Annotated in this window: 12 protein-coding genes; 11 read left to right on the top strand and 1 reads right to left on the bottom strand. The window is 43.3% G+C overall.

Annotated elements, in window-relative coordinates; all coding sequences use genetic code 11:
• The first annotated feature begins 66 nt into the window (after nucleotides 1-66).
• The gene (gene rpmE / locus CW740_RS10490) at nucleotides 67-276 is read left to right on the top strand and encodes a 50S ribosomal protein L31 (protein ID WP_018624021.1); all 210 of its coding nucleotides are present in this window, start codon (nucleotides 67-69) and stop codon (nucleotides 274-276) included.
• 92 nt (nucleotides 277-368) lie between these two features.
• Here rpmE and CW740_RS10485 read toward each other — a convergent pair whose 3' ends face one another.
• Nucleotides 369-2864 carry a penicillin-binding protein 1A gene (locus CW740_RS10485; RefSeq protein WP_227523849.1) on the bottom strand — a complete coding sequence of 832 codons (2496 nt, stop codon included), beginning with the start codon at nucleotides 2862-2864 and terminating at the stop codon, nucleotides 369-371.
• A 389-nt stretch (nucleotides 2865-3253) separates the two neighbouring features.
• On the opposite strand from CW740_RS10485, the gene CW740_RS10480 reads away from it, so the two are divergent.
• The 10 genes from CW740_RS10480 (at nucleotide 3254) to CW740_RS10435 (ending at nucleotide 13306) form a co-directional block, all read left to right on the top strand.
• The gene (locus CW740_RS10480; RefSeq protein WP_106647448.1) at nucleotides 3254-4321 is read left to right on the top strand and encodes a pilus assembly protein PilM; all 1068 of its coding nucleotides are present in this window, start codon (nucleotides 3254-3256) and stop codon (nucleotides 4319-4321) included.
• Nucleotides 4321-4896, top strand: coding sequence for a PilN domain-containing protein (locus CW740_RS10475; protein ID WP_106647447.1), 576 nt, complete (start codon nucleotides 4321-4323; stop codon nucleotides 4894-4896). The genes CW740_RS10480 and CW740_RS10475 overlap by 1 nt, the downstream gene beginning before the upstream one ends.
• Entirely contained in the window at nucleotides 4896-5525 is a 630-nt protein-coding gene (gene pilO, locus CW740_RS10470) for a type IV pilus inner membrane component PilO (protein ID WP_106647446.1), read from the top strand. Before CW740_RS10475 ends, pilO begins: the two co-directional genes overlap by 1 nt.
• The gene (locus CW740_RS10465; protein ID WP_227523848.1) at nucleotides 5522-6082 is read left to right on the top strand and encodes a pilus assembly protein PilP; all 561 of its coding nucleotides are present in this window, start codon (nucleotides 5522-5524) and stop codon (nucleotides 6080-6082) included. The genes pilO and CW740_RS10465 overlap by 4 nt, the downstream gene beginning before the upstream one ends.
• Nucleotides 6083-6093: 11 nt before the next feature.
• Nucleotides 6094-8199 (top strand): type IV pilus secretin PilQ, encoded by a 2106-nt coding sequence (locus tag CW740_RS10460; RefSeq protein ID WP_106647444.1) that lies wholly within the window; start codon nucleotides 6094-6096, stop codon nucleotides 8197-8199.
• 96 nt (nucleotides 8200-8295) lie between these two features.
• Nucleotides 8296-8820 carry a shikimate kinase AroK gene (gene aroK, locus CW740_RS10455; protein ID WP_106647443.1) on the top strand — a complete coding sequence of 175 codons (525 nt, stop codon included), beginning with the start codon at nucleotides 8296-8298 and terminating at the stop codon, nucleotides 8818-8820.
• Nucleotides 8821-8832: 12 nt separating this feature from the next.
• Nucleotides 8833-9915, top strand: coding sequence for a 3-dehydroquinate synthase (gene aroB / locus CW740_RS10450; protein WP_106647442.1), 1083 nt, complete (start codon nucleotides 8833-8835; stop codon nucleotides 9913-9915).
• A gap of 11 nt (nucleotides 9916-9926) precedes the next feature.
• Nucleotides 9927-11171, top strand: coding sequence for an SPOR domain-containing protein (locus CW740_RS10445; RefSeq protein ID WP_106647441.1), 1245 nt, complete (start codon nucleotides 9927-9929; stop codon nucleotides 11169-11171).
• Between the two features lie 75 nt (nucleotides 11172-11246).
• Complete coding sequence (hemE, locus tag CW740_RS10440; protein WP_106647440.1) at nucleotides 11247-12314, top strand: uroporphyrinogen decarboxylase; 1068 nt, start codon at nucleotides 11247-11249, stop codon at nucleotides 12312-12314.
• Between the two features lie 17 nt (nucleotides 12315-12331).
• Nucleotides 12332-13306, top strand: coding sequence for a hydrolase (locus tag CW740_RS10435; protein ID WP_106647439.1), 975 nt, complete (start codon nucleotides 12332-12334; stop codon nucleotides 13304-13306).
• Nucleotides 13307-13388 lie beyond the last annotated feature (82 nt).

Here is a 13388-nt window from a genome sequence, read left to right as displayed (position 1 = left end):
TGAGTGGTGTTTGGCGCAGTTTAGGTCTGTTGCCCGAATGGCGACTCGCAACAAGAGAGCACTATTATGAAACAAGGTATTCACCCAGAATATAAAACTGTAACTGCAACTTGCAGCTGCGGTAATGTTATCGAAGTTGGTTCAACAGGTTCAGACGTTAACTTGGACGTTTGTTCAGCTTGCCACCCTTTCTATACAGGTAAGCAGAAGATTGTTGATTCAGGCGGCCGCGTAGACCGTTTCCGTAAGCGTTTCGGTAGCCGTAAATTGAAATAAGCAATCGATACATTTACGCGATAGACACAAAAAAGGCACTTTCGACAAGTGCCTTTTTTTATGGATGCTATTTATAAGTTAGTTACTAGAAGTTAGAAAATAGAGCCAGGATCAGTTGTCTGGTCCTGCTCCTCTTCCTGCTCAGATTGATTCTGCAACTGCTTCAGCTCTTCATCCAGTTGCTTCTCCAGAGCCTCTCTGGAAGACTCACCGGTGGTCTCATTGTCAGTAGAAGACTCTTCCAAAAGACGCATCAATTCATCATCAAAAAGCTCATCAATCGGCTCTTCGCGCTGCTGGGTATTGTAGATAGTATTAAAGTCTTCCTGATCTTGCTGTGCCACCTCAGTCGGTACATTGTCATCACGGAAGTATTCAAATATCGCATTGGTTTGGCCAAGTGCTGCGAGTTTCCCCGTTTCTGGATCAATCTTAGTCGAAACCACGCCTGGGGGCTGAATCATTTCTTTTGAAGGAGTACCTTCAAGAACTTGCTCCATGAAGGTTGCCCAGATTGGCAAGGCTGCTCGTCCGCCATATTCGTACTGGCCAAGACTGCGTCGGTGGTCTGAGAAGCCTACCCATGCGCTAGCAACCAGATCTCGATTAAAACCTGAGAACCAGGCATCTTTATAATCGTTGGCTGTACCGGTTTTCCCCGCAAGATCGTTACGTTTAAGCAGAGAGCTATTACGACGGGCCAACTGTGTGGTGGCTGTTCCGCTGTGAATGACATCCTTCATCATGTCATAAATTATGAAGGCATCTCTTGGGTCGACCACTTGCTTGGCGATTCGGTCTTCTGGCATTGGCAAAGCAGGTTCATTGCGAATTTCCGGTGAGTATTTCTGCTCACGAATCTGGTTCTCGATGCGCATTTGCTCGCACTCATCACAGACCAGCATTGGGCTGGCCTGGTATAGGATATCTCCGACCGATGAACTGATTTCCTTTATATAGTACGGTTCGACCTGGTAGCCGCCATTTGCTAGAACTGCGTATGCGGAAGCCATTTCAAGAGGAGTGAAGCTCGCGGTTCCAAGAGCTAAAGACTGGTATGGATCCATGTGCTCATCGGGTAAGCCGAGGTTAACCAGAAACTGCTCGGCATAGTCGGCTCCGATGGCATCAATAAGGCGAGTAGAGATGGTATTGATTGAACGTTTAAGACCAATTCTCAGGCGAGTTGGACCATTGTATTTCAAGTTGTCGTTTTGCGGACGCCAAACCTCATCGATAGACTCATTAACTCTAACGAATGGGGCGTCATTAACCAGACTGGCAGCGGTAAAGCCTTTAGAAAATGCCGCAGCATAAATAAAAGGTTTTATGTTAGAGCCCGGTTGGCGACGAGCCTGAGTGACCAGGTTAAACTTGTTGGAGGCAAAATCGAAACCACCTACCAAAGCGGTAATCGAACCATCGTGTGGACTTAAGGCTACAAATCCGGCTGAGGCTTCGGGTATTTGTGAAAGATGCCACTGCTCTTCTGCAACCTTAAGAATACGAATGATACTGCCAGCGCTAACAATATCTGAAGCCTTTTCAGGTTTGTTGCCAATTCGTGAATCACTGATGAACTTTGCCGCCCATTCAAGGCCTGGCCATTCAATCTTCAGTACTTGGTTATCTTTGCTGAGCACCTCAATTGATTTTTCATCAACATTAAGTACTACAGCTGGTGTTAGTGGTCCAATAGTCGGGGTACTATCGAGAAGCGTAAGCAACTCTTCTCTATCATTGGCATTGAATTCTTCTAGAATTAGCTCAGGCCCTTTGTATCCATGACGACGGTCATATTCCAGCAGGCCATCTCGTAAGGCTTTGCTGGCTACTTTTTGCTGTTGTGAGTCTATGGTTGTTTGGACAATAAGCCCCTGGTTATAGGCGACATCGCGTCCAAACTTGTCAATGACATCAATTCGTGCCATTTCAGCAACGTACGGCGCTTCCAGATCGAGATCGGCTGTGTGTTTTTTTGCCGTTAATGGGGTAGCAATCGCTTCTTCGTACTCAGCCTGGTCAATATAATTCTGTTCCACCATTCGGCTAAGAACCAGATTTCGACGCTGGAATGCTCGCTCAGGATTTGAAATCGGATTGTATGCTGACTCACCTTTGAGTAGACCTGCCATCATCGCGGCCTGTGGAAGGGTCAATTCAGTTAGATCCTTGCCATAATAAACTTGAGCTGCAGCACCAAGGCCATAAGCTCGATGACTGAAATGAACTTTATTGACGTAAATTTCAAGAATTTCCTCTTTGCTCAGCTCTTCTTCCATTTTGATGGCCAAGAACATCTCAACCAGCTTGCGCTGTAGTCGCTGATCTCGAGTCAGGAACATATTACGGGCGGTCTGCATGGTAAGAGTACTGGCCCCTTCAGAAAACTCGCCACTGAATAGGGCAACCTTGATCACGCGCAATAAACCTTGGATATCGACCCCGCCATGTTCAAAAAAACGTTGATCTTCTGTGGCAATAAGCGCATTAATAAAGTCTTGAGGAACCTGCTCCAGTTCGACAGGAACTCGGCGGACATCACCAAACTCGCCGATTAATTTTCCGTCAGCGGTATAAATACGCATTGGAGTCTGAAATTTTACATTCTTGAGAGAATCGATTGCAGGCACTTGAGGCGCCGAAAAGAGGTAAGCTCCAAGAACGATTAAAACCATAAATATTGTGAGTAGACTCACAAAAAAGGCTAATTTCTTCAATATATTGATGGTCATTTTTTCAGAAAGTTTTATTGTGGGCTGTGAAAGCTCGGGAAATAATTGAGCACCAGTATACCTTTTTCTAAAAAAAAGGCTGAATTTTTTTGTAAATCAGTGTAAATATAGTATCTTAGAGACGTTAGTTAATAAAAAAGTTTAACTTTCGTGATGAAAAAGTATGCACTTTTTTGGGGACAAGTCTAAGATAGATAACGCATAGGGAAGATGTTGAACCAACTTAATGAGGCATAGGATTTATGGTTCTGGGGTTATTCAAAAAGAAACAAGTACCAGTCATCGGTATCGATATCAGCTCGACAGCTGTTAAGGTACTCCAGCTTGGCAAGGTGGGGAATCGTTACAGAGTTGATCGTTATGCGGTAGAACCACTACCACAAGGTGTGGTGGTTGAGCGCGATATTCGTGATACTGAAGCCGTCGGCAATGCAATCAAGAAAGCTGTCGATAAAGCTCGTACAACAACAAAATATGCAGCCGTGGCCGTTTCTGGTTCCGCGGTTATCACTCGTTCTATTCAGATGGAAAAAGGACTGACCGACCAAGAGATGGAAGACGTCATCAAGGTCGAAGCAGATCAATATATTCCTTATCCATTGGAAGAAGTTAATCTGGACTTCCAGGTTTTGGGTGATTCAGAAGTTAATGATAATCAGGTTGACGTACTATTAGCAGCGTCTCGAAGCGTGAACGTAGATTCGCGTGTTGATGCACTGGAAATTGCGGGCCTGATTCCAAAAGTGGTGGATATTGAAGCTTACGCCATTGAGCGTGCTTACCAATTAACCAAGAAGAAAACTGTTGAACATATCGAAAATTCGGTAGTGGCCATTGTCGATATCGGTGCGACCATGACCAGTTTGAATGTTTTGCGTAATGGACAGGTTATTTATAACCGCGAGCAGTTATTTGGTGGTAACCAGCTAACTGAAGAAATTCAAAGCCGTTACGGTTTGTCATATCAAGAAGCTGGCTTAGCGAAAAAGCAGGGTAGCTTGCCTGATGATTATGAAACAGAAGTTCTAATTCCATTCGCAGAAATTATCACCCAGCAGGTTGGACGCGCGTTGCAGTTCTTCTTCTCTGCGAGCGAATTTAATTCTGTTAATGAAATCATTTTGGCGGGTGGTTGTGCCTCAATTGATGGCCTTGATGGCATGATTCAGGAGCACCTGGGAACCCCTACACGTGTTGCTAACCCATTTGCTGAAATGTCGATTTCTTCTCATGTGAATACTCAGGCTTTGAGTGCGGACGCTCCAGCAATGATGATTAGCTGTGGACTAGCACTAAGGAGTTTCGACTAATGGCACGCATTAACTTACTCGACTGGCGTGAGGAACTGCGCCAGGAGCGACAAAAAGAATTCTTTATTACTTTATTCTTAATGGCAATTCTTGCTGGTTTGATTTGGTTCCTGGTACATAGTGTTATGGCCTCAAGAATCGAAAGCCAAGAAGCTCGTAATCAGTTTTTAGAAACTGAGCTGAGACAGCTTGATCGCCAGATTGCAGAAATTAATAAACTGGAAAAGCAACGAGAAGAATTAATCAAGCGCATGGACCTAATTCAAGGGTTGCAACAAAGCCGCCCTGAAGTCGTACGTATGTTTGATGAGTTAGTGAACGTTGTACCAGAAGGCATTAATTTAACGTCATGGGAACGTAAAGGTACTAACCTCACTTTTACCGGCCAAGCTGAAACCAACCCTCGTATTTCAGAGTTTATGCGTAAAATGGATGCAGCTGAGCGCTTGAACACAAAAGCTTTGAGAGACGTTAATAAAGATAGTAAAGGCATGCCGGCTCAAAACTTTGTGCTGGATGCTGAGCAAATAACACCTGGCCTTGAAAATAATGGTCAGCAGGAAGGAGGTCAATAATGGCTGATTTAAGTCAATATCAAGACTTTAATAATATTGGGTCGTGGCCACTTCCGGGCAAAATTTTTGTTATCGTGGCAGTAATGCTAGTAGTGCTTGGTTTAGGGTATTACTTTGACACCAATGATCAGATTAGTGCTCTGGAGTCAGCGCAAACTAAAGAAACTCAGCTGATTGAAGAGTTTAAGACAAAATATAAGAAAGCCGCCAATTTACAGGCTTATCGAGATCAAATGGCTGAAATGCAGGAAACCTTTAAAGGGTTATTGCAACAGCTACCTCGAAATACAGAAATTCCGGGATTGCTTGATGAAATATCATATGCGGCTACTGGTGCCGGAGTTGAACTTCTGTCACACAAGTACTTAGATGAGATAAAGCAGGAGTTCTATATCGAGAAGCCAATCCAAATTTTAGCGACTGGTAGTTATCACCAAATCGCTGATTTTGTCAGTCGAATTTCTGGTTTACCTCGAATTGTAACCTTGCACGATTTTAAAATTGAACCTGCACGTTCAGCTGCAAATAACAGAAGAGGTGGACAACCGGATTCTGAGGGGGCAGAGCGCTTAAGCTTCAGTGTACTTGCCAAAACTTATCGTTATGAATCAGAGGATGAGCAGCAGTGAGTTACCGTAATAACAAAATAGCAACCCTACTTGGGTTATCAGTAATGATGGGGATGCTTGCAGGTTGTGAGGATGCTGACTTATCCAGCCTACAGGCACAGGTTCAACAGATAAAGAATGATACACCGACGAGTGTGCCACCGTTGCCAGAAGTGAAGCCCTATGAGCCATTCACCTATTCTGCATCGGATATGCGCAGCCCGTTTGCAAGATTAGATCCTGAGTTTGAAAGCAGATTGCTACAGATTGATGCAGATTGTGTATCTGACGTTAAACCAGATCCAAATCGACGCAAACATGAATTAGAAAAATACGGTCTTGATGCACTGCAATATGTAGGCCTGATTTCCAATAACAAAGAGCACCGCGGTCTGGTTAAGATCTTGAGTGGTGACAGTGCAGGCGTTATACAACCTGTTCATGAAGGTGAGTATCTTGGCTTAGATGATGGTCGCATCACTAAGATTGATAGCAACCAAATCACCATTGAAGCCATAGTTCCCAATGGTCGTGGGTGTTGGGAAGCTCGCACACAATACCTTGTCTTAGGGCAGTAGGGGGCTGGACTATGAATAATACAAACCATTTATGGACAAACAAGTCACAATTGGGTAAATCGACTATGTTGACAAAGACTACTACATTTATGAAAAGTTGTTCGGTGTTTGCTTTTGCGATGCTCGCATCGTGGGCAGTACATGCCAGCCAACTTGAAGCCATTAACTACAACGTGCTTCCGGGGGATAAGGTTCAGCTGAGAATGACTTACTCAGACGTTCCTCCGACACCTCAGGAGTTTACGACTGCAAATCCTGCCAGAATCTCTATGGATTTTGAGGGTGTTGACTCAGGATTGGACTTTAAAACGAAGGACATTGGTGTCGGCGTTGTGAATTCCGTGACAGCTATTCAGGCTCAAAATAGAACACGAGTAGTCATTAATTTGTCTGAACTAGTTTCTTATAACAGTCAAATCGAAGGCACTGATTATGTGGTTACCTTGGAGCAAGGCAGCGTTACCGCAAGTGGCGATTCTAAGCCTAGCCGTACATCCAGCTATAGCCCTGGCTCAGGATATGATATCTCTGGTATTGATTTCCGACGTGGTGTAAATGGTGAAGGCCGAGTATTAGTAAACCTTGGTAACCCAAACGTCTCGGTTGATTTGCGTCAAGAAGGACGTACTGTAATTGCTGATTTCATGGGCGCTGACATTGACCCAGCTTTCATTCGTAGATTAGATGTTATTGACTTTGGAACCCCTGCCCAAATTGTTGAAACTTCTACGCGCGGAAACGCTGTACGTCTAGCTATTCGTGCAAACGACTCATTTGAATACCTTGCCTATCAGGCAAATGATCAGTATACGATTGAACTTAAGCCTTTAACTCAGCAAGAAATAGAAAAGCGTGAGCGTGAGCAGCCTAAGTATTCTGGTGAAAAGCTAACTCTTCAATTCCAGGATATGGATCTGAAAGCTATCTTACACACTCTCGGTGACTTTGCAGGTATCAACATTGTGATCAGTGATGATGTTCAAGGCTCAATGGCTCTTAATCTAGTCAATGTACCTTGGGATCAGGCCTTGGATATTATTCTTAAGTCGAAAGGTTTGGGGAAGCGTCAGGAAGGTAACGTCATGATGATTGCTCCAGCTGATATTATTGCCCAGCGTGAGCAACAGGAACTTGAGGCCAATAAGCAGCAGGAAGAGCTTGCTCCGTTAAGAACTGAGCTCATTCAGGTAAATTATGCTAAAGCTGCTGAAATAGCTGGTATTCTACAGGCTGGCCTAGGCGGAGGCTCTGGTGATAAAAAGTCTGTTGGCATCCTTTCAGAGAGAGGGTCTGTAACTATCGACCAACGAACTAATACAATTTTGATTCAAGATGTGGCAACTAAAATTGAAGATGTAAGACGACTGGTTGCACAATTGGACATTCCTGTAAGACAGGTTCTTATTGAGGCACGTATTGTCACTGCTGATGATGGCTTCGCTCGTGACCTAGGTTCTCGTTTTGGTGTGAGCGATGTTATGAACTCAGGTGAGGTAAATGGAGATTTCAATGTTAACCTTCCAATTGCTAACCCTGCTGGCTCGCTAGGATTATCATTCGCTCGTCTTCAAGACGGTATTGTTGTCGATATGGAGCTTTCAGCGCTAGAGTCTGAAAACCGTGGTGAAGTGGTAGCAAGCCCAAAAGTTATTACAGCCAATCAAAAAGAAGCCTATATTAAAGCGGGTGAAGAGATTCCATATCTGCAAGGCGCTTCTTCTGGTGCTTCGAACGTACAATTTAAAGAAGCTGTTCTTGAGCTTAAGGTTACTCCACAAATTACTCCTGATGGTCGTGTAATTCTTGATTTAGCTATTACTCAGGATACACGGGGTGAGAATGTAATATTCACTAATCCAGATGGTGGTGGTAGTGCCGGTGCTCCTGCAATTAATACTCAGGAGATTGGAACACAAGTATTAGTTGATAATGGTGAAACCATTGTTCTTGGTGGTATTTTCCAACATAGAACGACTTACGACGAGTCTAAAGTACCATTGCTAGGTGACATTCCTCTTCTGGGCTGGTTGTTCAAAAACACTCAGCGTGAGGACACCAAGCAAGAATTGCTCATATTCGTAACACCAAAAATTATTGAGCAGGGCTTGAAAAACTAATCCCTCGTACCCAATTACTGAAAACCCAGGTATAATTCGCACGCCTGGGTTTTTGGTTTTTATCTGTTTTGGTAATCGAAGAGTTCAAAAAATACAATGAAAGGTAAGCGCAATATCTTTTTAGTGGGACCAATGGGTGCCGGTAAAACAACTATTGGCAAGCAGTTGGCCGAAATTCTGAAACTTGAGTTTGTGGATAGTGACCACGAGCTTGAGGATCGCACGGGTGCGCCAATTGATTGGATCTTTGATATTGAAGGTGAAGATGGCTTTCGTAAAAGAGAAGAGGCCATACTGGAAGAATTAACTCAACGTCAAGGCATTGTTCTAGCTACTGGTGGTGGCGCCATTGTTTCGGATAAGAGCCGAAATTTTCTGGCTGCAAGAGGGGTTGTTGTATATCTTGAGACATCAATTGAGCAGCAATTAGAGAGAACTCGACGTGATAAACGTAGACCATTAATTCAAAATGACAATCCTCGCGGAACATTAGAGAATCTGATGAAAGAGCGTGAGCCGCTGTATCTGGAAATTGCAGATTTAACCGTTGCAACTAATATTAGCTCGGTGAAATCAGTGGCCAAAGAAATTGTTGAGTTAATGGAACAGCCTATTGCTTAAAGTCATAAGCCATTGAAATACATTGACTTATCTTTCGATTCAGAACCATTCACTTATAAGATTCTTATAGGCAAAGATCTTTTCAATAAAAAGGTCTTTGCTGATTCCTTAAAGGGCAACTCAGTTTTTATTGTTTCCAACGAAACAGTTGCACCACTTTATCTAAACCAGCTTAAACTAGCTCTATCCGACTATTCTATATTTACCTATTTGTTACCTGATGGAGAGCAGTATAAGAGCCTAGACTCCTGGCAAGAGCTGCTAAACGCCATGATTTCAGTAAGACTACGTCGTAACGATACCATTATTGCACTTGGTGGTGGAGTTGTAGGAGATATGGCGGGTTTTGCTGCAGCATGCCTCAATCGGGGTATGTCCATCATTCAGGTTCCTACAACATTACTGTCTCAGGTTGACTCCTCTGTTGGTGGAAAAACGGCGGTTAATCACCCGCTTGGTAAAAATTTGATCGGAGCGTTTCATCAACCCAGCTTGGTAGTTACTGATATCAAAACATTGGGCACATTGCCAGAAAGGGAGTTTTTAGCAGGTATTAGTGAAATTATTAAAGCAGCGATCATTTCAGACAGTGCCTTTTTTGAGTGGCTTGATGAAAATGCACTTCACATACTAGAACATGATGAAAGTGCCTTGGTAACAATGATTGAAACTTCCTGTCGTATTAAGGCAGACATAGTCGCTGAGGATGCTAAAGAAAAAGGTATTAGGGCCTGGTTAAATTTAGGGCATACCTTTGGTCATGCCATTGAAACATGTGCCGGATATGGCAAGCTGTTACATGGCGAAGCAGTTGCCATAGGTATATGTCTGGCAGCAAAGTTTAGTTTTGGAAATAGTAGCTTATCGAAAACTGATTCTGAACGAATAGTGCGACTAGTCCAAAAGTTTGGTCTGCCAACCACAATCCCTGAATATCTTAATGCTGATGAATTAACCAATGCCATGCGATTGGATAAAAAAAATACTAGTGAAAGCATTACCTTAGTTTTGCCTGAAAAAGTTGGTAAGGTTATGATTGATAAAAGTGTGTCTCTAAGTGAGATCAATGAGTTTTTAACCCAAGCGATGGATTAATCAAAAAGACCATGACACTCGAACTGGCAAAAAATAATAATCCGTTTTCTGCAGAACGCAGAGTTTTGTTCCTTCCAGAGAGCTGGAAGCGATTAATTTCAGTGATTCGACATAAGGCGTTAAATGGTGGCTATACGCTTGTGGAAGGGGATTTTGGAGCTGGCAAAAGTACTTTTGGTGTAATTCTTGAAAAACGACTTCTGCTTGACGAGTCGGTTGAATGTCAGCGAATCCAGGTGCACCCATTAAGCACATATGAGCAGATATATAGTCAATTACCTAAAGAACGAACTAAACCATTAATTGTTGTAGTTGACGATGCTCATGAGGCATCCACTAGTCTGCTAGTGCATCTCACAAAGCCGACCGACAATGTTTTCTGGTTATTATTGGGTGAAGTAGGAACCAGCGAACGATTATCTGATTTCTTTAATAATCATGTCACACTGCCGTTGTTTACAAAGCAGGATTGTTACCAGTTCCTGCTAAAGCAATTACATGATCAACCCAAAATGATGCAGCTTTCGCAAATGCAGAGCGATACGATCTGGTATGCGTCAAAGGGGCTTCCCAAGCTGATAGTGGAAAATGCTGAAAAAAGCATGAAAAAGCTGGTAAGTGGTTATGAAAGCAACGAGTCTTTTGAGAAAGCAAATAAAGGCTGGTGGACAACTGCAATATTAGCCTTTGCTGCTGTTGTCTTCATTATTGCTCTTATTGTTACAGACTCTGATGAACCGCAAAGCAATGATTTACAAAATCAGCGATTGGAAGTGATTCAAGACCAGACTACAGATGGCGAAGAGTTACAACAATTAGACACCACAGAGAGTGAACCCTCACTTGATGCAGAAGGTTCAGAACAACAACTGGTTGCCGAAGACAATCCGGTGGAAGACCCTATAGCTAAAATTGCTTTATCAGAACCGGAGCCTGCAACAACAGAGCTTGTTGTCGCATCAAAACCGACTTTTGACCAATGGTTTGAGGCACAATCAAGAGATCACTACAGTGTGCAGCTATACTCCAATACTCAGCGAGAGGCTGCAACTGAGTTTCAAAAATCTTTAGACCTTGCCGATAGCTATGTATACAAAGCCAATGTCAACAATGAAGTGCGTTACAGAGTGCTCTGGGGTTCATACCTGACTCGAGCTGAAGCTGAGCAGGCAATTCTCTCTCTACCCCCCCATATACTAAACCAGCAACCCTGGATTAGACCTTTTTCTGCAATTGCAGGTGAGATAAGTCAGTAAAATATCATATTGGGCTGTTTTAGGTGTTTATAACCTTTATAATGGCGGCCATGACAATGGCTAACTGACAATATTATGAGCCACCCGCTAAAAAACGATCGTTATATTAAAGCTTGTTTACAACAACCCGTTGATAGAACACCTATTTGGATGATGCGTCAGGCTGGACGCTATTTGCCAGAGTATCGTCAACTGAGAGCAGAAGCAGGCAGTTTCATGGACCTGTGTACCAATCCTGAGTTGGCCTGTGAAGTTACGCTGCAACCACTTCGTCGTTACCCATTGGACGCCGCCATTCTATTTTCAGACATTCTAACTATTCCTGACGCCATGGGCCTGGGGTTGTATTTTACGCCGGGTGAAGGTCCAGCTTTTCGTAAGCCCGTTAGAAGTGAAACGGATGTAAAAGCATTGCCAATTCCTGACCCGAATCAGGAGTTAAAGTATGTGACTGACGCTGTATCAACCATACGTCGTGAACTCAAGGGCGAAGTACCTTTGATTGGTTTCTCCGGCAGCCCTTGGACATTGGCGACTTATATGGTTGAAGGTGGCACTACTAAAAACTTCTCAGAAGTTAAAGGCCTAATGTACAAAGAACCTGCGGTTATGCATCAGCTTCTTGATAAGTTGGCAGACTCTATTATTGTATATTTGAATGCACAGGTTGAGTCAGGTGCTCAGGCGCTCATGGTATTTGATACCTGGGGTGGTGTCTTGAGCCCAAGAGATTATCAGGAGTTCTCGTTACGCTATATGCAAAAAATTGTCGATGGCCTTAAACGTGAACATGAAGGTCAACAGATCCCTGTGACCTTATTTACCAAAGGTGGTGGAGCCTGGCTAGATATTATGGCGGCAACTGGCTGTGACTGTCTTGGTGTTGACTGGACAACTGATCTGGCTGATGCGCGCACTAAAGTTGCTGGAAAAGTAGCATTGCAAGGTAATATGGATCCATCCATACTGTATGCATCAGATGAACGAATTCGTGAAGAAGTTGCCACCATTTTGGCTAGTTACGGTAAGGGGGCTGGCCATGTATTTAATCTGGGCCACGGTATTCATCAAACAGTAGAACCAGAAAAAGCTGGCGTATTCATTCAATCAGTACATGAGTTGAGCAAGGCCTATCATACATAACAGCAAAGTGAAGTATTATGCGCAAGGAAAGTGACTTTAATCCGCCATGGTGGCTCAGTAATCGTCACCTGCAAACATTCTGGGCTCCTTTGAGCCCCAAAATTCCTCTACCTAATTTAGAGCGGCAAAGAGTTGAACTAGACGATGGTGATTTTATCGATATCGACTGGCTCAATCCAAACCGCCATGCACCAACTGTAGTATTGTTGCATGGCTTGGAAGGTGGAATTGACTCACCCTATTTGCGCCGTATGCTGTTTAAAATTCACCAAAGACGCTGGCGAGGGGTTTTGGTTTATTGGCGCGGCTGTAGTGGTGAAATGAATCGACTGGATAAAACCTATCATTCTGGTCGAAGTGAAGATTTGCACCAGGTTATGCAGCATATTCAAAGTGAAAAAAATCCCGAAAAGTTATTTGTAGCAGGCTACTCGTTAGGGGCAAACATTCTTTTGAAATGGCTTGGTGAGCAGGGGGATAGAGCCAATATCACTGCCGGTTGTGCAGTATCTACTCCGTTCAATTTGTCCGTTTGCGCTGACTCCATTGATCAGGGATTTTCAAAAATTTATAAGCATTACCTGTTGACCGCACTTAAGCGTAAGATTGCCAGCAAGTTCACTGCTGAAGAGTTGCTGAAGAAACTTAATCTGACCCTGAAAGATTTGATGTTAATCGGTTCGTTCAGAGAGTTCGACAATCGAGTAACTTCAAGATTAAACGAGTTCGACGATGCTGAGGATTATTACCGCACAGCATCCAGTATCTATTATTTGAAAACCATTACGAAACCAGCTTTGGTGCTGCATGCTGAAGACGATCCTTTCATGTCTCCAGCAATTATTCCCAAAGATAAGCAGATGTCTGAAAGCCTTGAGTTAAGAGTAAGTGCTCATGGTGGTCATGTTGGGTTTGTTAATGAAGCCAGTATTTCCAATGCTAGCTTCTTCCTCGAGAAGACCATCCTTGATTACTTTGATCGATTTCTGTAAGGACTGATATCGAAATTTGAAGTCTAAAAATTGCTTATAGATTTCCAGTCAAAATTTGCTATGCTGAATCCTCGATAAATAA

Origin of the sequence: Kangiella profundi (assembly GCF_002838765.1) — a bacterium.
Taxonomy (GTDB): Bacteria; Pseudomonadota; Gammaproteobacteria; order Enterobacterales; family Kangiellaceae; genus Kangiella; species Kangiella profundi.
This window is presented reverse-complemented; position numbering and strand designations above follow the sequence as displayed.

Coding starts and splice junctions, on each gene's coding strand:
- rpmE (WP_018624021.1), top strand. CDS start 67: ATGAAACAAGGTATTCACCCAGAATATAAAACTGTAACTGCAACTTGC.
- CW740_RS10485 (WP_227523849.1), bottom strand. CDS start 2,864: ATGCGTATTTATACCGCTGACGGAAAATTAATCGGCGAGTTTGGTGAT.
- CW740_RS10480 (WP_106647448.1), top strand. CDS start 3,254: ATGGTTCTGGGGTTATTCAAAAAGAAACAAGTACCAGTCATCGGTATC.
- CW740_RS10475 (WP_106647447.1), top strand. CDS start 4,321: ATGGCACGCATTAACTTACTCGACTGGCGTGAGGAACTGCGCCAGGAG.
- pilO (WP_106647446.1), top strand. CDS start 4,896: ATGGCTGATTTAAGTCAATATCAAGACTTTAATAATATTGGGTCGTGG.
- CW740_RS10460 (WP_106647444.1), top strand. CDS start 6,094: ATGAATAATACAAACCATTTATGGACAAACAAGTCACAATTGGGTAAA.
- aroK (WP_106647443.1), top strand. CDS start 8,296: ATGAAAGGTAAGCGCAATATCTTTTTAGTGGGACCAATGGGTGCCGGT.
- CW740_RS10445 (WP_106647441.1), top strand. CDS start 9,927: ATGACACTCGAACTGGCAAAAAATAATAATCCGTTTTCTGCAGAACGC.
- hemE (WP_106647440.1), top strand. CDS start 11,247: ATGAGCCACCCGCTAAAAAACGATCGTTATATTAAAGCTTGTTTACAA.
- CW740_RS10435 (WP_106647439.1), top strand. CDS start 12,332: ATGCGCAAGGAAAGTGACTTTAATCCGCCATGGTGGCTCAGTAATCGT.